This is a genomic window from Colwellia sp. BRX10-1 (assembly GCF_014077545.1).
Taxonomy (GTDB): domain Bacteria; phylum Pseudomonadota; class Gammaproteobacteria; order Enterobacterales; family Alteromonadaceae; genus Colwellia_A.
Window position 1 is genome coordinate 100,994 of record NZ_JACGWC010000004.1, and the last position, 19,686, is coordinate 120,679.

At 38.2% G+C, this 19,686-nt stretch carries 21 protein-coding genes; 4 read left to right on the forward strand and 17 right to left on the reverse strand.

Features of this window, described 5'->3' with window-relative positions:
- Positions 1–81: 81 nt before the first annotated feature.
- Positions 82–510, forward strand: a complete 429-nt coding sequence (locus H4J75_RS05615; protein ID WP_182221580.1) for an organic hydroperoxide resistance protein — start codon at positions 82–84, stop codon at positions 508–510.
- 61 nt (positions 511–571) lie between these two features.
- Here the strand turns inward: H4J75_RS05615 and H4J75_RS05620 are convergent, their stop codons facing one another.
- From H4J75_RS05620 to H4J75_RS05635, 4 genes are all read right to left on the reverse strand, one after another.
- Entirely contained in the window at positions 572–1,594 is a 1,023-nt protein-coding gene (locus H4J75_RS05620) for a phospholipase A (protein ID WP_259366329.1), read from the reverse strand.
- 107 nt (positions 1,595–1,701) lie between these two features.
- Positions 1,702–2,901, reverse strand: coding sequence for a sodium/glutamate symporter (gene gltS, locus H4J75_RS05625; protein ID WP_182221581.1), 1,200 nt, complete (start codon positions 2,899–2,901; stop codon positions 1,702–1,704).
- A gap of 217 nt (positions 2,902–3,118) precedes the next feature.
- The gene (locus H4J75_RS05630; protein ID WP_182221582.1) at positions 3,119–3,904 is read right to left on the reverse strand and encodes a 2OG-Fe(II) oxygenase; all 786 of its coding nucleotides are present in this window, start codon (positions 3,902–3,904) and stop codon (positions 3,119–3,121) included.
- A gap of 79 nt (positions 3,905–3,983) precedes the next feature.
- On the reverse strand, positions 3,984–5,315 hold the full coding sequence (locus H4J75_RS05635; protein ID WP_182221583.1) for an aldehyde dehydrogenase: 1,332 nt from the start codon (positions 5,313–5,315) through the stop codon (positions 3,984–3,986).
- 136 nt (positions 5,316–5,451) lie between these two features.
- On the opposite strand from H4J75_RS05635, the gene H4J75_RS05640 reads away from it, so the two are divergent.
- Positions 5,452–5,808 (forward strand): winged helix-turn-helix transcriptional regulator, encoded by a 357-nt coding sequence (locus H4J75_RS05640; protein WP_404842393.1) that lies wholly within the window; start codon positions 5,452–5,454, stop codon positions 5,806–5,808.
- A gap of 254 nt (positions 5,809–6,062) precedes the next feature.
- Here H4J75_RS05640 and H4J75_RS05645 read toward each other — a convergent pair whose 3' ends face one another.
- The 7 genes from H4J75_RS05645 to H4J75_RS05675 form a co-directional block, all read right to left on the reverse strand.
- Entirely contained in the window at positions 6,063–6,392 is a 330-nt protein-coding gene (locus tag H4J75_RS05645; protein WP_146798582.1) for a YbaB/EbfC family nucleoid-associated protein, read from the reverse strand.
- Positions 6,393–6,455: 63 nt separating this feature from the next.
- Positions 6,456–8,678 carry a DNA polymerase III subunit gamma/tau gene (dnaX, locus tag H4J75_RS05650; protein ID WP_182221584.1) on the reverse strand — a complete coding sequence of 741 codons (2,223 nt, stop codon included), beginning with the start codon at positions 8,676–8,678 and terminating at the stop codon, positions 6,456–6,458.
- Positions 8,679–8,686: 8 nt separating this feature from the next.
- Positions 8,687–9,241: an adenine phosphoribosyltransferase gene (gene apt, locus H4J75_RS05655; protein WP_220465244.1), complete on the reverse strand. Its 555-nt coding sequence runs from the start codon at positions 9,239–9,241 to the stop codon at positions 8,687–8,689.
- Between the two features lie 52 nt (positions 9,242–9,293).
- Complete coding sequence (locus tag H4J75_RS05660) at positions 9,294–9,686, reverse strand: response regulator (RefSeq protein ID WP_182221585.1); 393 nt, start codon at positions 9,684–9,686, stop codon at positions 9,294–9,296.
- 38 nt (positions 9,687–9,724) lie between these two features.
- Positions 9,725–9,886, reverse strand: a complete 162-nt coding sequence (locus H4J75_RS05665; RefSeq protein ID WP_182221648.1) for a hypothetical protein — start codon at positions 9,884–9,886, stop codon at positions 9,725–9,727.
- Between the two features lie 838 nt (positions 9,887–10,724).
- The gene (locus tag H4J75_RS05670) at positions 10,725–11,021 is read right to left on the reverse strand and encodes a transcriptional regulator (RefSeq protein WP_182217987.1); all 297 of its coding nucleotides are present in this window, start codon (positions 11,019–11,021) and stop codon (positions 10,725–10,727) included.
- Positions 11,018–11,479, reverse strand: a complete 462-nt coding sequence (locus tag H4J75_RS05675) for a hypothetical protein (RefSeq protein ID WP_182221586.1) — start codon at positions 11,477–11,479, stop codon at positions 11,018–11,020. Before H4J75_RS05675 ends, H4J75_RS05670 begins: the two co-directional genes overlap by 4 nt.
- A gap of 449 nt (positions 11,480–11,928) precedes the next feature.
- On the opposite strand from H4J75_RS05675, the gene H4J75_RS05680 reads away from it, so the two are divergent.
- Positions 11,929–13,176 (forward strand): IS4 family transposase, encoded by a 1,248-nt coding sequence (locus tag H4J75_RS05680; protein WP_310733786.1) that lies wholly within the window; start codon positions 11,929–11,931, stop codon positions 13,174–13,176.
- 305 nt (positions 13,177–13,481) lie between these two features.
- On the opposite strand, the gene H4J75_RS05685 is transcribed toward H4J75_RS05680, so the two are convergent.
- Genes H4J75_RS05685 through H4J75_RS05710 form a run of 6 tightly spaced genes read right to left on the reverse strand, consistent with a single transcriptional unit; the run spans position 13,482 to position 18,440 of the window.
- Positions 13,482–14,753 (reverse strand): lipopolysaccharide assembly protein LapB, encoded by a 1,272-nt coding sequence (locus H4J75_RS05685; RefSeq protein WP_182221587.1) that lies wholly within the window; start codon positions 14,751–14,753, stop codon positions 13,482–13,484.
- Between the two features lie 5 nt (positions 14,754–14,758).
- Complete coding sequence (locus tag H4J75_RS05690) at positions 14,759–15,373, reverse strand: energy transducer TonB (protein ID WP_070374081.1); 615 nt, start codon at positions 15,371–15,373, stop codon at positions 14,759–14,761.
- 3 nt (positions 15,374–15,376) lie between these two features.
- Positions 15,377–15,778: a biopolymer transporter ExbD gene (locus tag H4J75_RS05695; RefSeq protein WP_070374082.1), complete on the reverse strand. Its 402-nt coding sequence runs from the start codon at positions 15,776–15,778 to the stop codon at positions 15,377–15,379.
- A gap of 12 nt (positions 15,779–15,790) precedes the next feature.
- Positions 15,791–16,315 (reverse strand): MotA/TolQ/ExbB proton channel family protein, encoded by a 525-nt coding sequence (locus H4J75_RS05700; protein WP_146798594.1) that lies wholly within the window; start codon positions 16,313–16,315, stop codon positions 15,791–15,793.
- Positions 16,315–17,658, reverse strand: coding sequence for a MotA/TolQ/ExbB proton channel family protein (locus H4J75_RS05705; protein ID WP_070374084.1), 1,344 nt, complete (start codon positions 17,656–17,658; stop codon positions 16,315–16,317). The genes H4J75_RS05700 and H4J75_RS05705 overlap by 1 nt, the downstream gene beginning before the upstream one ends.
- Complete coding sequence (locus H4J75_RS05710) at positions 17,658–18,440, reverse strand: DUF3450 domain-containing protein (protein WP_070374085.1); 783 nt, start codon at positions 18,438–18,440, stop codon at positions 17,658–17,660. Before H4J75_RS05710 ends, H4J75_RS05705 begins: the two co-directional genes overlap by 1 nt.
- Positions 18,441–18,889: 449 nt before the next feature.
- On the opposite strand from H4J75_RS05710, the gene H4J75_RS05715 reads away from it, so the two are divergent.
- On the forward strand, positions 18,890–19,675 hold the full coding sequence (locus tag H4J75_RS05715; protein ID WP_182221588.1) for a TSUP family transporter: 786 nt from the start codon (positions 18,890–18,892) through the stop codon (positions 19,673–19,675).
- Positions 19,676–19,686: the final 11 nt, after the last annotated feature.

Below are 19,686 nucleotides of genomic sequence, written 5' to 3' on the forward strand. Positions count from 1 at the left end.
TGCACACAAAGTATTTGCAATCAGTATTTGTTTCCTATATATTTTGCATACAAAGTAAACATTAATGACTTGGAGTTTATTATGAACGTATTAGAAAACAGTGCTTACACAGCAAAAGCAACAGCAACGGGTGGCCGCGCAGGTACAGCAAAATCTGATGATGGTCGCTTAGACATAACCTTATCTACGCCAAAAGGTTTAGGTGGAGATGATGGACAAGGTACAAACCCTGAGCAATTATTCGCTGCTGGTTATGCTGCTTGTTTTATTGGTGCACTTAAATTTGTTGCTGGTGAAGAAAAAATCAGTTTGCCGAGCGAAACTTATATTAATTCAGAAGTCTCTATTGGTGCTATTGAAGGTGGTTTTGGTATTGCGGTAAAATTAGCGATATCATTAGGTAATATGGATAAAGCACAAGCGCAAACAATGGTAGATAAAGCGCATCTTGTGTGCCCTTACTCAAATGCGACACGTGGTAACATTGAAGTCGTACTTTCAGTAATTTAATATCCGACATAGTTTGACAATAAAGCACGCCTTTATAAAATAAAGCGCGTGTTTTTTTTTGCTATAAAATATCACTGAGTGAGATGCCAATACCCAACCTAGTTTGACTATAGTTATAATCGATAAGGCTTTCACCATAACCAGTAAACACCATTGCGTAGCCCCTTAGTTTACCCCACAGCGGAAAAGTAAAACCAAGCTCAGCAGCGCCGTAATGACTACTGAAATTTTGTCGACCTTTGAAATTGAATTCATAGTCACGCCATTTATAGGCCATGCTTAACTCAAAGTTACCCATGTAATCTTCGATATCAGGGTTATCGTCTCCGTCGGGATCTAAAGCAAAAGTTTTTTCCTTCTCAGATAACCTTATCCAAGGTTTAATCGATAGCGCAAATTTTTCTTTCTCAAAAAGGATATGTGTGTAAATACGATTCCAACTACGTGATAAGTCTTGTGCTCGCCCGTTAGATTCGTGCTCTACCCCGACAATAAAGCCCGTATTACCTCCAAATGGATGCCAGTTAAGCGGTGCAAGATAGAATATTTCTGGCTGATAATTTGTTTCTCGAAAGGGTTTAGAAATGCCACTCGCATAAATTTGCCACCAGGCACTTAAGGTAAAAGCTGCGTAAAGCCCATCGCCTTCTATAAATATTTTGTCATAATTTAAGGGAACTTTAAGGCTTAGTTGAAATTTTGCTTCAACATTTTCTAAGTTGTCTTCATACCCTTCAAAGGATCTATATGCTTGCTTGTTCACTTTATTTGTTGTCATTGCTGGCAATACAAAATTCATTCTATGAGGAGTAAGCACATAAGGTTCAAACTCAGTCATTTTCTCACGTTTTATTCTATCGGTAATACCGCCTGTTCTACTCTGTAATTCTGTTTGCTCGGTCTTTTTTTGTTGTCTAGTGATATCATTTTCTTGGCTAGCACAAACAGATCTAATTTCACCAAGTGTCATCGATTCAGCGCCAAGGGTAAATAACTTCATGACACATGACGCTTTATCTTGCTTAGCACTTACGTATGTCGAAACAAAAATTAATATAAATGCCATTGGCAGCGGATTTTTCATTAGAGTATTCCTTTAAGTAGACGAACAAAGCGAACATTTATAGCCGTTTTAAAAGCCAATAAGTCGCTAACGCTAAACTTTCTCGATGTAGGCAAAGTCAATGCGCTTTAAAAATTTAGGGCTATCCTGATGATAAAGGCATTGGTAATATCAACAAAAAATGCACCGACCAAAGGTAATATAATGAAAGCCATTGGTGCAGCGCCATGCGCTTTAGTCACCGCCGTCATATTCGCAATAGCGGTTGGTGTTGCCCCCAGCGCAAAACCACCAAAGCCGGCACTTAAAACAGCGGCTTGATAGTTTCGCCCCATTAATGGAAATAAAATATAAATAATAAATAACACCGCAACACAGGTCTGTACGCCTAAAATTATAAATAATGGCCCGGCTAAATCAGCTAGGGTCCAAAGTTGCATACTCATCAGTGACATAGTTAAAAATAGGCTCAATGAAAAGTCAGAAACGATGGCCAATGAGCGAGTTCTAGCGGGCCAATGTAATTTAGGTAAGAGATGAGGAACCGTGTTGGACAGTAAAATTCCTGCTAACAGGCAAGTCACAAAAAGCGGTAATTTTAAACCCATCTCCATAAACATCTTATTGGCAAAAAAACCAATAATGATACAAATATGAATAACCAGTAATACCGCCATAAAACTCAGGTGGCTAAAGGACTCTGTATCCGTTTTATGATAAGCAATACCGATAGAAGGCTTTGCTGTTGATTCACTTGAAAGCTGGTACTTAGCCAATAAATATTTAGCAATAGGTCCACCAACTAAACTCGCTACAACAAGTCCAAGCGTAGCAGCTGCAACACCTATTTCAAGAGCATTAGGTATACCAAGTTCAACAGCATCGGGAGCCCAAGCTATTGCTGTGCCATGACCGCCAATTAAAGAAACCGAGCCAGCCAACACGCCAATGGTTGATGGTAAATCAAGAAGTATTGCGCTGGTTATGCCAACAACATTCTGGATCACAATAAAAGACAGAGTTAATACTAATAATATCAGCAGAGGTTTTCCCCCTTTAACTAAATCAGAAAACCTAGCGTTGAGCCCAATAGCGGTAAAAAAATAGACTAACAGTCGATCTCGGGTTGATAAGTCAAACGCTATTTCGCTACCCGTGAAAATATAGACTGCATAGATAAATAGAGCAGCAAGCAAGCCCCCCGTTACTGGCTCTGGAATATTAAAATCTCGGAGAAACTTAATATTTTTTGTTAAATACACACCCATAAAAAATACCACTATACCTATAGTGTAAGACATATAATTATCAAAGGGCATTTCAATCATAAGGTATATCCAATTTTACTTTTTCTATCCATGGCAAGACTAAAAATAAGCGCGTCAATAAGGCTAATGCTCATCTGACAAAATATCTCAGCTATATTGACTGATATTCTTTACGTGTTCAATAAGCAGTCACCTTAAAAGTTATTAGATTTGCTCTACCGACGACAAAGCACTTTTACACACGTCAATGTAAAGCGACTTAGCCATTGAGAAACACTTATAATTCAAATAAAACATCACTGCGAATGATATATTTAATCCCCTCTGTAATAGGTAGAGAGCTATGAATACATTGTAAAGGATGCATACCATGAGGAAAACATAATATACCGCCTACTGGGGTTCGAACATCGACATTTTTAACCCTGTCATTTCTTGATGCTGGCTGGTTGGGATCATCAGCATTGACTAAAAAACGTGTCTCTCCACCTTGAAAGTCTTCACTTAATAAGATTAAAAAAGTCATTTCACTATATCGGTCAGAATAAGCATTAGTGACTAGCTCGTCACCAATAATGCGACTACCCGGCCAAGAGCCATCAGAATGAGGCTTAAAGTAGTCAGCAGGGTTATAACGATAGAATCTAAAACGTGCATTGATCCCTAACGCTTTACGACCACCAAAAATAGCCTGTCGGTCATCCATTAAATGCGCAATGCGTTGCCAAATAGTGCCATCAGTTTGTTCATCAACTATCCAGGTTAAACTGTCATTGTGTCGAACACTGCGTGGCAAAGAAACGGCAGCATCTGGCAAGAAACCTAATTGTTCACTAATATCGATAAGCTTCGCGCACTCATCTTTGCTCAAGACATTCAATAATTGAAATGCTCCAGGCACCTCTATCAGTTCTCGACGTTCAATATGACTGATATCAAAATCTTTGCTCAAATTAGCAGGATTAACCTGACGGTTCCCCCATGCAGGTAAAGCCGGGTGCTCTGCGCCGGCTTCTAATGCGGCGACAAAAAAGTCAGTGTTTGTGTCTATTGTTTGTTTCATATTTTACTCTTTCAATAATGGGTATACTGGCCTTAACGCATTTGCTTAGTTAAAGGGTTGTGCTGACCATAGTGTATTGCTATTGGTTGATAATGCGTAACTGTGTAAACTGGCGATGACCAGCTGCCGTGCCATGAAAACCAAAACCACTTTGTTTCGCCCCAACCCAAGGTCCAAGGCCTCCGGCGCCTTGATTAATAGCGACCATCCCCGCTTCCATTTGCTCTGCAACCTTATTAGCACCATCATAACCAAAAACCACAGCACCTAAACCATATGAACTGGCATTGGCTCGTTCAACCGCTTCAGACAACTCATTAAAGCGACTAATAGCCACCACAGGGCCAAAGGTTTCATCTTGCTCTAAAAGCATATTAGCGGTAATACCAGTGACAACAGTAGGCTGTATATAAGGCAACTCGTAGTGATGTGTCCCTAATAAAAATTTTGCACCTTTAGCGTGTGCATCTTTAAGTTGCGATAAAACAAGAGCATGCTGCTTAGGATTAACAATCGGGCCAAAGTTGACATGTTTTTGATCCCAAGCGCCCACTTGATAACGATTAGCTAAAGCCGTAACTTTCTGCTCGAATTCATCGGCGATCTGCTCATCAACATAAATGCGCTCGGTAGACGTACACATTTGCCCGGCATTTTCAAAAGAACTTGCAACAGCAAATTGTACCGCTTTGTTAATATCTGCGTTTGCCATCACAATAAGCGGATCGTTACCCCCCAACTCCATAACTAAGCGTTTAAGCCCTGCTGCTGCACTTGCCATAATATGCTTGCCAGCCGCGAGTGAACCGGTAAAGGCGACCATATTAATATCGGCTTCAACTAAAGCTTTGCCCGTATCTGCATTACCGTGCACTATTTGTAATACGTTTTCAGGTAATAATTTATTGAGTGTATTAACAAAAAGTTCAGCAACCAAAGGTGTTTCTTCTGATGGCTTTAACACCACACTATTACCGGCAATTAATGCAGGTAATAGCAAGTTATTCGCCATGGCCAGTGGATAATTCCAAGGCGATATAACCGCAACTACACCTAAGGGGCGATATTGCATTTGTGCATTGTTTGTTATCGCCTCACTTTTGAGCGCTTGCACTATTTCTTCAGTAAAATAAGAGGCGTTCTGAACGGTGCCAGCCACTTCATAACTTGCTCTTCGGTGATCTTTGCCCATTTCTTGGCTAATTAGTAATGCCAGTTCGTCTTCAACCATAGCCAGTCCTTTATAGGCCTTGTTTACACTTTGTTGGCGTTGTTCAAGAGACAGTGCTGACCAAGCTTTTTGTGCTTGCTTTGCACGTAACACAACCGCTGCCATTTGTGGGGCTTGAGTAACAGGGACTTCGCCTAAAGGCGCTCTATTAATGGGATCGTATGAGATAAGTTTTGGCATAAAATAGTTTCCTAAGGTTGCATTAACATTAATGCATCGAGAGAGTAAATTGGCTATATACTCACATTATGCTAGAGTGGTTAATTAAAGCAACCAGTATACTTTTAGTAACCACTAAGATAAAAATAGAATAATGATTACAAAAACAATAAAAACAACAAGTAACGTAAAAAAAATAAATTCACAAAGCTGTGAAGAACCCTGTCTGATTGAGCGAGGTATGCGCGTTTTAGGGGGGAAGTGGAAAGCCTCTATCCTTTGGCATTTAAAAGATGGACCCGTACGCTTTAACGAATTATCTCGCATGTTAGGGGGCGCAAGTAAAAAGATGGTTGATCAACGCCTTAAAGAATTAGAAGTTCAAGGCTTAGTAACGCGTGAAGTTATTAGCGATCGTCCTATTGCCGTCGCGTATGAAATCACCGACTTTGGCCGTACCGCATTAGATATTTTAGAAAAGCTCAAAGATTGGACACAAGCAAACAATATTTAACTATAAAGCGGCGCAGTTGCCACGGCATTAAAGTAAATTATAGCCCTTTATATGGAAAAATAGACGGCGCTATGCTTTAACCTGAGCCTGGGACTAATAAACAGAATGCTCCAAAACGCGCTAAACCGACAGTTTATTGAAACTCTATTATAAACGACGTGCCAAAACGTTAAAGAATCTATTTGAGTGTTATCTTAAATCCTTGCCCAAACAAAAATGGCACCTTAAGGTGCCATTTTTATTAAGAGTAAAGCTTAAAAAGGCATTTTCATCCCAGGAGGTAATTGCATACCACCTGTTAGAGCGCCCATTTTTTCTTTATTTTGTGCTTCAACGCGACGAACGGCATCGTTAAACGCGGCTGAAACTAAATCTTCAAGCATATCTTTATCGTCTGCCATTAAGCTGTCGTCAATTTCAACACGTCGAACACTGTGTCCGCCTGTCATAGTCACTTTAACCATGCCGGCACCTGACTCACCAATAACTTCCATTTTAGCTAATTCTTCTTGAGCTTTAGCCATTTTATCTTGCATTTGTTGGGCTTGTTTCATTAAGTTGCCCATGCCACCTTTCATCATAATTTTTTCTCCAAAGTTCTGTTGCCGCCAAAGATAGATCTTAACGCGACAAATATCAAGTAGCAGTTACAATGCTACAATCGAATTTTCATCTAATTGTGCTTGAAAATGAGTTTTCAAACCAATAATGATTTCATCATTTTGTAATAATTCTTTCGCATAGTCATAACGTTTATCATTAATATGTGATTGAATTTGATACGGATCATGCGAGGTCTCATCGACAATCGTCAATTCTACCGTAATTTTTCGTTGTAAAAAATCAGAGATGCATTGTTCTAGCTTTTTATGAGCAACATCACTGTTTAAATGTTTAGTCGCTTGATTTAAGTTAAGTAGCAATAAATCGTCGGTAGACCTTTCATCAACGGTTGCATGTATTGCCAATTGACGCAGTCGCCCTGTTAACGACATGGCGTCAATCATATTTGCCCATTTGTCGACTTGATTAGCAGAGCGTATTTTTGCTGGGTCTATCGCACTAACATCAAAAGCCTGCTCAGAAATAGATGTTAATGCAGGAACATCTGAACGAGGCTCTTCTTGAGTTATTGCTTCAATAACATCTGGACTCTTTGTGTCTTGACGCCCTTTAGCGTCATTTGACTTTTTTGCGCTATTTTCCAACCCTTTTTTTCGACTACGTAACATGTTCCGGGTCGCTATAGCTTTTTCTATAGGCGATTGAGAAGTAGGCGTATCGATATTTGGGGCTATTTCAGCTAAATCTATAGAGGGAGGCATCGCAGGATGCACTTGCTCTGAGGGCGCATCGGGTACAGCAAAGTACTCAGGCGCAGTAATCATAGATTGTTCTTCTAAAGGGCTTGCTGTTGCTGGCGAAGCATTGCCCGTTATAAGGTTGGGTCTACTTTCTTCAGCTGAGTCTATAGAGGGAGACATCGCAGGATGCTCTTGCTCTAAGGGCGCTTCGGGTACAGCTGAGTACTCAGGCGAAGTAATAATAGATTGTTCTTCTAAAGGACTTGTTGTTACTGGCGAAGCATTACCCGTTATAAGGTTTGGTCTACTTTCAGCTAAATCGGCTATAGGCTGATCAACTGATGGTTGCTCGACTAGGGGCTGCTCAACTAAAGAAGACGCAACAAAATTATCAGGTTTATTAATATTGCTTTTAGCAAAGCTTACATCGTCAAAGTCGCTGGTTTGACGGACCTGAGTATCGGGTAAACTTTCGCTATTTTTGATTGGTGTAAATGCTAATAATCTCAGTAAAAGCATATCAAAGGCTGCTTGTTCATCAGACGCATAAGGTAAGTCTTTACGGCCATTGAGCACTATTTGATAATAAAGTTGAATATCTTCAGCACTCATTGCTTTACTGAACTTATCAACCAATTGGTTATGCTCAGGTGACAAATCAAAGTGTTGACCAACAACTTGCGTCATAGCAACTTGATGGAGTAACTGAATAAGCTCTGCGGTTAAGCGGCTGTAATTAGGTGCGTATGAGGCTATATCGAGTGAAAGCAGCATCAGCGCTTTAGGATCTTGCTTTAATAAGCTTATCAGTATTTTAAAAACCCAATTTTGATCGACACCACCCAACATCTGTTGAACATTGGCGAGAGTAATACTTCCCTGCCCTTGCGCAATACTTTGGTCGGTTAAACTTAAACAATCACGCATACTGCCGCGAGCGGCTTTAGCTAATAAGGTTAAAGCACCGGGTTCAACTGAGACGTTTTCAGCGGTAAGAATTTGCTGAGTCTTTTGCTCAATTTGGCCGACGGTTAATGCTTTTAAGTGAAATTGTAAGCAACGAGATAACACAGTTACCGGTAGCTTTTGAGGATCTGTGGTCGCTAAAATGAACTTCACATGTTCAGGTGGCTCTTCAAGCGTTTTTAATAACGCATTAAAGCTACTACGAGACAACATATGTACTTCATCAATTAAATAAACTTTATAACGACCACGTGTCGGTGCATATTGAACGTTATCAAGTATTTCACGCGTATCATCAACCTTTGTTTTAGAAGCCGCATCAATTTCAAGTAAATCGATAAAACGGCCCTGGTCAATATCTTGGCATGTATCACAAACACCGCAAGGCGTTGAAGTTATCCCTTGTTCACAGTTCAAGCTTTTAGCAAAAATTCGAGCTATCGTTGTTTTACCGACACCACGAGTACCGGTAAATAAATAGGCATGATGAAGACGTTGCTGCTCTAGTGCGTTAACTAGCACAGTGACAACATGCTCTTGACCCACTAATTCTGTGAATTTTTTAGGGCGCCATTTACGTGCTAATACTTGATAACTCATATGACTGCCTAATCGCCGTTATATTGCAGTAAAGAATAAATCGATAAGCCAAGATCCGTTAAACGTTTTTCACCGCCTAAATCAGGTAATGAAATAACAAATGCAGCATCTGTAACTTCTGCACCAAGCTTTTTAGCAAGCATGAATGTTGCTTCGACAGTGCCACCGGTGGCAAGTAGATCATCAACTATCAAAACTTTATCATCTGCGGTTAGTGCATCTTGATGAATTTCTAAGGTGTCTGTTCCATATTCAAGTTGGTAACTTTGGCTAATTGTCGCTCTTGGCAACTTACCTGGTTTGCGGACAGGAATAAAGCTAATACCAAGCGCTAATGCCAAAGGTGCACCAAAAAAAAAGCCACGAGCTTCAGTACCAAGAATCTTAGTAAAGCCAGAATCTTTATATTTAGCAGCAAATAAATCTATGGTTAACTGGTAAGCAGCCGGATCATCAAGTAAGCCGGTAATATCACGAAATAAAATGCCTGGTTTAGGATAATCAGGTACGGCGTGAATAGAGTTTTGTAAAAGAGAGAGTTCTGTATCGGTCATCGTTAGCATATCAAAAGTAAAAATTTATCATGGCTAAAGAATAAAGCAAAAGTACGATGATTTACAGTGAATAACGACTTGTATTGGTATTATTTAATTGATTTATTTCATTTACTGCATTTAACAAACTGTTTTCATTAATAGGCTTGGCAATAATGGCATGAAAATAGAGTGAACGAGTTAAAGCGATGACATCAGTAGTGTTTTGAGTTGTCATGAAAATTATAGGAGTGTTAACGGTAAAAGGTTTTTTTTGAAGGTTTTTACTTAACTGAATACCGTTCATAAAAGGCATAAGATGGTCAATAATATATAGGTCAAAATGCTGCTGTTGCGCTTTTTCAAAGGCAGCTAAACCATTGCCTGCAGTTTCAACGATATGACCCTGTTGTTCGAGTAACGGGGTAATAAAATCTAAAACGTTCTGCTTATCATCAGCGAGTAATATAACCATAGTATTAATACTTCTTATTTTAATTAAACGAGAAAATACTAATTTGAAAGCAGAGTGAACCAACCCATTACCATAGGCAAAAGTGGCGCTGAAACTAATACAATAATCGCTGCTAATAAATGAAATATAGATGAGCTGTCTTTGAAGTCTTCGCCGTGTGACATGTTGATCTCGTTAACTTGAAAATATTCAGCGCGCATTCTAGCCGACAACAAGATTTATTTCTAGTAAAAGTTGATCTAGATCAATGATAAATCATGGCCTTTGTGGCTAGGCATAATGATTGATATTAGTCTCATTTACGCTTGGTCGTTTTTAAGGGGATGCAGTTAAGATGGCTTTTTGAAAAGACGACGGTTCAGTCATAATACTTGAGATAAACCGGAATATTTAGGATCACTTTGTGCGCATTCCTGACATTAACTATGGTTTGTTCTTTAGGTCACTGATTAGCCATGAAGCTGACATTAGGCTATTGCGAAGTCATGAACATATTAGGGGCAATTTTATTATATTGTTTCACTCGAAATTCATTAATATAAGAGAATTTGATTTGTTACCTAAAATCAAAAGATTGAGTTTATAGTCATATCAACTAATGACATATTAAATCAATTTATTACAAGTCCCTTAGTAAATCACATCCCCCTAAAATAAGAAGATAGATATCAGGGGACCTATTACAGCCGAGAAAATAATCGTGGCTACGAGCAGCTTAATAAAACCAAATATATCGCTCGGCAAAGTAGGTTCTAACCTTGACCATATATCATACTTATCACCAACTCGAATTGTTATATGCAGCGAATATTCAAAATAAGGCAGGTTTTCATACATTTAAATCTACTTCCTCCCCTCGTCACCGTCTGGCAACAAAACATAGACAGATGAAAACCACGGGAGATTTATAGTATTTAACAGCTAAAAGCTGACATTATTAGTGTTTTACTAAAGCGCTTAATCCACATTTTTTTTGTCGCACGAAAAGAATAATCGGTAGTTTTTCGTAAGTAAATATTTCCCAAGTGACTATAATTCTTATAAGTCGGAAACTTGAACAATACGCATCAATTCTGCCACGTGTCCTTCAAATGCTCTTCTACCTGCTTCAGTTAAATACAACCATGTACGTAGCCTACCGTTAACTTTTTCTTTACGTTGTTTCACGTACCCAGCATCCTCTAGTTGTTTGACGTGTTTTGAAAGAACTGAATCGCTAACTCCCAATTGGTCTCGAATTAACTGAAATTCTGCATCTTCAATAGGTACTAACAGCGAGCAAATCTGAAGCCGATTAGGGGCATGAATAATACTGTCAAACTGTGCGATATTCACGAACCTATATCCTGGTCAATTTTATTTTTATGTTCATTACGTTCAGAAACACTTATCCAATAAATGGTAAAGGTCGCTATTAAACTACAAATAATTGGCCCTATCATTGTGCCATATAACGAGCGAACAAAGATTCCAGCGAATATTAATCCAAACATTAATCCTATTAAGCCGACAAGTGCAATGAGAGTCTTTTTGCTTGTTGTCGTCCGAGGTGATACTTTCATTTTACTACGATGTATAGCGATGATTAAAGGTAAAGCTATAATTGGAAAAAAATAGTAATCACGGAGTCCCGCCCCAATTAAAAACACTAAAAGCCCTACGACTATTGACATTGCTATCCCAAACCAGGGTGAAGGTATGGCGAGTTGTAACGAAGAATTTTCAAATTTTTTAATAGATTTAATTGCAGCTTTAGCTTCTTCTGAATTTATTTGCTTTCTATTATTGTTCATAATCATTACTCATTAGTTTCCGTATCGGAAAGTAATATACACAAAACTTTCCATCTTGGAAAGTTATTTCTTTCCGTGTTGGAAAGTATTCAGTTTATATCTCGAGAAAGCACATCTAAGTTTAGTCTGTTTTCAACTGAAGTGGTCAAGTAATTGTGTTGACCAATAGCATATTCAACATCACAGGATGTGTAATATTTTTCTTGTTTTATGATAAAAAATTGGCCTCGTTGCATCAAATTATTTATGCCAACAATCACAGGTTAAGTATTAAAATTGAATTTGTGTAAGGTCAGCTAACGTATCAGCAATGTCATTAACTTAAGGATAAATTTCGGATTTACAATAAGTTATCTAGTTGCTAACCTAACGAAGAATTAAAAAATTAGAGACTGTCCCTATGAACTGTTCACCATTTAATTCAAATAGTACAAAAACTAACCAGTAAGATTCATTCAACTGAATTTTTACAAAAACATCGTAAAAATCCTACCGATTTCACTCGAAACCGAACGCTTACTTTTCCTCGTTTAATAAGTTTTATGTTGAATGCTCTTAACGGTTCAATTCAAGCTGAACTTTGTCGGTTTTTTAATGTTATCGATGATAGTTATTTATCGACAAAATCAGTGAGTACCGCTGCCTTTTGTAAAGCAAGAATGAAACTATCTCACCAGGCTTTTATTGAATTAAACGATGATTTAGTTCAAACATTCTATCAAGCTGCAACCATTGATAAATGGCAAGGCCATAGACTGTTAGCTGTTGATGGCTCAGTCACACAATTACCTAAAAATGACAAACTACTTAAGCATTTTGGTAAAGCTCGTTCACATGCTGATATGCCTGCCGTGCGTCTTTCTCAACTTTATGATGTTAAGAATAATATTACCCTAGATTTACAGGTAGAAAGTCATTCAACAGGAGAGCGTGAAATGGCACTGAGGCACTTAACTAAAACCCAAGCAGGCGACTTAGTCGTTTATGACAGAGGTTACCCTGCCGTTTGGTTTTATAAATACCATAGGCTAAAAAATGTTGATTTCTGCATGCGCATTGTTAAAGGCTCTAATGTTGTTAAAGCCTTCTTAGAAAGTGGGAAATATAGTGATATCGTTGATTTTCCTTGTCTTGAGAAGTCTCTTCGTCGATGCCGAAAAGATAAAATATCGACAGAGTCACTACAGTTAAAATTAGTGCGAGTTGACCTGCCATCAGGTGAGCCAGAAATTTTGGTTTCATCATTAACAGATATACAAGCTTATCCTACTGCTCTTTTCGCTGATTTATATTTCCAACGTTGGGGGGTTGAAGAAGATTACAAAGTATTGAAAAGTCGCCTCAATATTGAGAATTATTCTAGTGTTTCTGTTGAAGGTGTTTTACAAGACTTACACGCTAAGTTATTGACTAAAAACCTTGCTGCTTCTGCAATCCATGATGCAAAACGAAAAATAAAGAAGCCAAAAAAAAATAGGCTCTATGAATATAAAATCAATTTCACCTTTGCGATAAGTCAACTGAAAGATAATATTGTTCGGTTCACAATGAAGTTAGCTGAGTTTAAGTTATACGAACTACTGATAAGTAAAACATCAAAGAATTTAAGTATTATTCGACCCAATCGTAAATTTTTTAGACAAGACCGTAGAAAAAAGACAAATAAGTACCCAATGAATTATAAACGTATGTGTTAAATCCTTAAGTTAATGACATTGAACGTATCAGAGAAGACCTATTTGGTGCTGATTTAGGGTGTTAGGAAAGGTCTCTTTTATGGCAAAAGTGATCATTAGAAGGCAATCTCATTTAGTGATTGGTAGTCTCAAACATTATGTGCTGTAACACTATACAAGGGCTCAATTATTTTAATGAGGCGGTCAGTCTAAAAATTTATCAAGAATAATCAACTAAATTTAACGAAGTATCTTTTGGATTGAAGGAATTTTAGCGATAAAAAAACCAGCCATAAGGCTGGTTTTTAACGCAAAGACAAAAGAAGTTAAATAGAAACGTTCTTACGTGCTGCGGTATCTTTGATATAAGTAACCCAACCTTTAGCCGTTCTACGTGACTTAGGGTCTTTTAATGCTTTTTGTACATAAACACTGGCTTGCTTATAATCTTCAAGATAAAAGTAAGATTCTGCGATACTTTGGTTCAAGCGACCTTCGTTACTAACACCAATCTCGATGGCTTTCTTTAAAGCAACTATCGCTTTAGCAAATTGCTCATCTTGATTTAACAACATACCTTGCTTGCTGTAATGCTTAGATAAATTAGTCATTTTGGCTAATTCACCGTAGTAAGCAGCAGCTTTACCTATATGCTGAGCAGCATGCCAGCTGTTAGCTAAAGTAAAGAGGTTTTTGTCATCACGAGGTACAACGCCCGAATCAATATACTTTTCCATTAAAACAGCTGCTTTATGTGGAATTTGACTTTGAGCATACAAGTTAGCAAGCATCTTAATTTCGTTTTCTTTATCAAGATAGCCTTGCTTATAAGCTAGATCCAATGTCTGTAAACTTTTTGGATAATCTTCAACCATCGCATAAAACGAGGCTAACTGAGTCCAGAATAGTTTAACTTCAGGGAATAATTGCACTGCTGTTTCTAAAACTTCAACACATTCTTTAAACATCTTACGTTCATAATAAGAGTTTAATTTAAGAACATGTGGGTTTTGGTTTTTCTTATCACCAAAAACCGCGATAGCATTATCGGCAGCAGGAATAACCTTAGCGTATTGTTTAAGTTCTAAATTAGCCTGAGCTATTTTGATCCAAACATTACCATCAGTTTCCCCTGTAAATTTCATCCAAGCATCATAAGCAACAAGCGCTTCTTTATAGCCTTGTACTTGCATCTGCAAGTCACCCACTAGTTTCAGTGAGTCGGCATGCTCTTTCTCATTTAAGATATCAGGTGCAAGTGCTTTGTTAAGGTAGATAATTGCATTCTTTTCGTCACTTTTCTGCGCATACATCACGCCAATAAAACGATCTAAAAAAGCAATATCATAATCTTTTTTTGCATTTATTTCTAAAAGCAAAGTCAGAGCATTATCGATGTTAGAACCATCTTCAGCTTCAACGCCGTAAGCTTCAAAAGCTTTGGCTACCTTTTTACCAACAGTTGGACCAACAAGCTGTGTTTTACGCTCTTGTCTCTCACTCTGTTCTTCCCCTATAGCATAAGCTACAGGAGATAAAGGCAAATGAGCAATCGTTACTGAACCTATGATCAATATAGATATAAAAATCTTATTCATTCTGATTACTCCTTATTCATACTAAAGTCTAGTTGTACCGTTAAACCAGGACGACGTTGAGCAACACCGTCAACAACTTTTGGCTTGTAACGCCATTTTTTCAAAGCGCGTTTAGCCTCTCTGTCAAATATACGTTTCGGTTCTGAATCGATGACTTCAACATCTTCAACACCACCAAGTTCGGTAATGGTAAATGAAAGCTTAACCCAGCCTTCTTTACCATCACGAGCGGCTTGCTGTGGATACTTAGGGTCAATACGTACGATTGGCGATGCATCACCGTCACGTCCAAAACCAGCTCCCGGAGCAGACATACCTGAATTAGCACCAGATAATTGCACACTAGGCATATTAAACGTTAGTCCACCTGAGTTGTTATTAGCTTCAGGCTCTGGAGCTTGAGGCTTAGGTGGCGTTTTTGGCGGCGGTGGCGGCGGCGGCGGTACACGCTGTCGACGTTCTGCTGCTGACTTAGGCGGCGTAGTATTAACTTCTACAATAATATTATCTAATGGATCTTGTTTCGTCATGTCACCACTTGAAACAAGAAAAGCCATAAAAGAAAATAGTGCAAAAGTAACCGCTGCGCCTAGTAGTAATGAAACTAAAAAGCGAACCATAGACTACCCCTTCGCTGCAGCAATAGAAATTCTATCTATACCTGCATCTTTAATCGCATCCATCACTTTAACAACTATGCCATGTTTTGCATCTTTGTCTGCTTGAATGATAACAACATCAGTTGGTTGCTCTGCTAATAATTTTTCAATGTTAGCAGCAACACGTTCGACATCAACGCGACGTTTATCTAACCAAATTTCGCCATTTTCTCTAACAGCAATAAAGATGTTAGCTGATTTTTGCTTACTTTGGTTAGCGGCTTTAGGTTTGTTAACTTCAATACCAGCTTCTTTTACAAATGAAGTGGTTACTATGAAGAAGATCAGCATGATAAATACGATGTCTAGCATCGGTGTCATATCAATTACTGCTTCTTCGTCTTCACGAATACGTTTACGTGCCATTCGAATATCTCTCTAGTGATGAGGTAAACTGTCAATCAGTTTAGCCTTTGCTAGTTTAACTTTAGCGTCTAACCTTGTACTGAAAAACACTCCTGATAACGCAGCAACCATTCCCGCCATTGTCGGGATAGTAGCCATTGATATACCAGCAGCCATCAGACGCGGATTACCTGTACCTTGTTGAGCCATTGTCTCAAACACACCAATCATACCGGTGACTGTACCTAGCAATCCAATCAGTGGACACATTGCCACTAAGGTTCTAATTGTGAGCATACGTTGCTCTAGTAATTCTGTCGCTTCGGAGATCCAAGTATCTCTAATCCGATGGGCATACCAAGATGTAGTATCTTGGCGTGCATCCCAACGATTGACGATATCGTCTTTCATTGCAGGATAAATTCTTGATAAGAACCAGTAGCGTTCAATCATCATTACCCACATCAGTAAGAGAGCGAAGGCAACAACATATAATACGTTACCACCTGTCGCAATAAAACTCCTGACAGATTCCCAAAGCTCTATCAGGAATAACATTATTTAGACTCCTTCTCAGCAATGGCAGCAATTAATCCTGCGCTTTGCTCGTCAAGCTTTTGCAATACTGACTTACTTTTACCCGCAACAACGCTGTGGATTAAGATAAGTGGTAATGCACAAATTAGACCTAATGCAGTTGTTACAAGTGCAAGAGAGATATCACCAGCCATTATTTTCGGGTCGCCTGTACCAAACAATGTAATCGTTTGGAAAGTCATAATCATACCGATTACTGTACCTAATAGACCCATTAATGGGGCAATAGCAGCAAACATTTTGATTAAGTTGATACCGCGATCGATTTTCGGTGTTTCGCGTAAAATAGCTTCATCAAGTTTAAGTTCAAGTGTTTCAGCGTCAACATTTTTGTTTTCGTGATAAACCTTGATTAAACGTCCTAGTGGATTGTTATCATTAGGCTGTTCAATATTCTTTTCTTGAGTCTTGATGCGAGAGCTAATAGTCGTTAAGAAAATCATACGCTCTAAAGCAATTAAGAAACCAATAACAAGTAATACTGTGATTGCATAACCAACAGTGCCACCTTCATGGTAGAACTCCATAAGAACTTTCTTACGAGTTTCAAGGGCTAAGATACCGCCACGTGAAGGATCTACGTATAGAGGATGATAGCCAGAAGTTTCACCAAAGAAATCAGAAGCTGTGCTAGAAATATAACCCGCTGGCTGTTTAGCCAAAGGTTGAATTTGACCAACTTCATCATTGTAGTTTAAGAAACCGTCAGCAGATACTAAGTTAAAAGTACCAATACGTGTAACAGTTTGCGTAGAGGTTGAACCATCTAAGCTTGTTACTTCAGCGCTAAACTGTGAAATTTTACCCGATTGAGTCATTTCAGTTTGTAAAGCAATCCATAACTCTTCAAGTTGCTCAAGTTCAGGTATTTTCTTAGAGTTGGCAATAACATCTAATGTTGCGCCACGTCCAGGAAATTCAGCACTTACAATTGATGTTACGATTTGACCGTAAGCATCAGCGGCAGCAGCACGAGTAACACCAAACATTTCGCCAAGAGTACCTTTAGCGTTGTCTAATTCAACTGAACGTTGCGCGATAGTAATATCGTTAGCAGCATATTCTTTAGTTAAACGGTCGTTACGTGTATTTTGATTAGCTAATTCTTTCTTAGCTTTATTCAAAAGTGCTTGCTTGTCTGCACGAGCTGAAGTGAACTCTGCTTCGCGCGCTTTATCAAGCTTGCCTTCAGAAATTCGATCGTTTTTAACTTGTTTTAATAAATCATCCAAGTCATTAGCTACGGCTGAAGTTGCTACAGTCATTGACGCAGCAAGCATTACAAAATTAATAATTTTTCTCATTATTTCGCTCCCGCTGCAAATACTGGTAATTTAGTCAAATCTTTTGGTAATTGGTTACGCGCCATAGCGATTGCATCTTTAGTAGGCTTTAAGTATTCATCGCCTAATGCTTCCCAACCGCGTGTTTCATTGTTCCAAACCCAAACATTTTTCATGTCTAGTGATTGAGCAACTAGAGCTACACGGCCCATATGAACGAAATCAGCAGTAATTGTACGGTCGCCTAAATCAAGCTCACCTTGGTAAGCTGCAAAAACAGTACCGTAGTTTGCTTCAATTTCGTAAGCTTCAAGTACTAAACGAAACTGTTCAGATACCGAAATATCAGAAGCGCCTAGCACGTCACGTAAATTAGCAACGCGCTCCTTACGATTTTCAATATTCACAGGAATATCTAACGCTACAAACTTGTCTAACGTATCAATCATCTTATACATAAGAGGAACGATACCTTGTTTAGTTTTGTCAATACCAGCGATCTGATCTTCTAAAGATTTGATATTCGCAAGTTGGTCATTAACCATCAATTGAATGTGATCATTGTATTGAGATAAAGTTTCAGCTTCATCAACAGTTAAACGATATTCACCTAAAAGCTCAATAGTTTGTTCATAAATACTATTGATTTTTTGTTGTGATTTTTTAGAAGCTTGAAAAGTGCTAGCTTCTGCTTTTTGTAGTTCTGATAATGCATCTGCAGAAGCGAAGTTGCTTGCTGTTAATGCTAGTGCGCCAATTATCGTCGAAGCGATAAGGCTTTTCTTGTTGCTAAATTTGGACATAGTTCCCAACCAATTGCTATTGAATGTGGATAACATGGAGATGTTAACGCAAATTTAATAATCTGCCATTTTAAGTTTTTATTTCTCTAGAATAAAACAATGCAATACTCCCAGACGACAGCGTTGCTGTCAACTAGGTACATAAAAAAGGCTGCTAATTACCAGCAAATTACATAAATTTGCTGGTTTCGTTACAAAAAATAAACATTAAGTTAAAAAAATCGTAAGTGATTTGCAGTAACTTTCTGAATAAATTAGGCGACTAAACAAACACAATTTTCTGTAAATATATTTGCTCCTATTAGTTTTACTAATTCATTCGTACTAAGTCAAATTTATTTATTGAAATATTGATAATATTTATAAAAAAAAGGTTGGTAATTTGACATATTTAAAGATTAAAACCGTGCTACTATTCGCCTATAGCACTAATTTACCTATATTTATTTATGTTTATAGATTCAACTTTTAATTTTGAAATATGGTTCACTTTATGTGCCATTGGATTTATCGCAGGACTCATTGATGCAATAGCTGGCGGTGGTGGTATGCTAACTGTTCCAACATTACTCTCGGCCGGTTTACCACCACATCTTGCTTTAGGTACCAATAAGCTTGCCGCTACTTTTGGTTCATTAACCGCTTCAGTGACTTTTTATCGTAAAAAGCTATTTGATCCCAAATTTTGGCGTTTATCTATTTTATATACGGCAATAGGTGCTGTTGCGGGCACGTTTGCTGTTGGCTATTTGTCAGGTAATTTTCTAGAAAAATTTATTCCTATTGTTATCGTTATCACTGCCATTTACACCCTGTTTTCTAAAACCATTGTCACTGAGTTAAAGGGGCTACCTGCGTTAACTTTTCGTTTAAAAATCACCCAAAGTATTCAGGGTTTACTCTTAGGATTTTACGATGGCTTCGCCGGCCCTGGAACCGGGGCATTTTGGACCGCATCCTCAAGTGCACTCTACAAAATAAACATATTACTGAGCTGCGGATTGGCGCGTTCAACTAATTTTGTCAGTAATTTCTGTAGTTTATTAACCTTTATTTATTTTGGTTATGTTAATTTTATTATCGGTATTTCGATGGGTATATTTATCATGCTAGGTGCTGCTGTGGGTGCACATTGGGCAATAAAGTTTGGTAACCGCTTTATTCGTCCTGTTTTCATCATCGTCGTTATTTCTATGTCAGCAAATTTAACTTATCATGCGTGGTTCACTCAATAACAAGGTCAAGA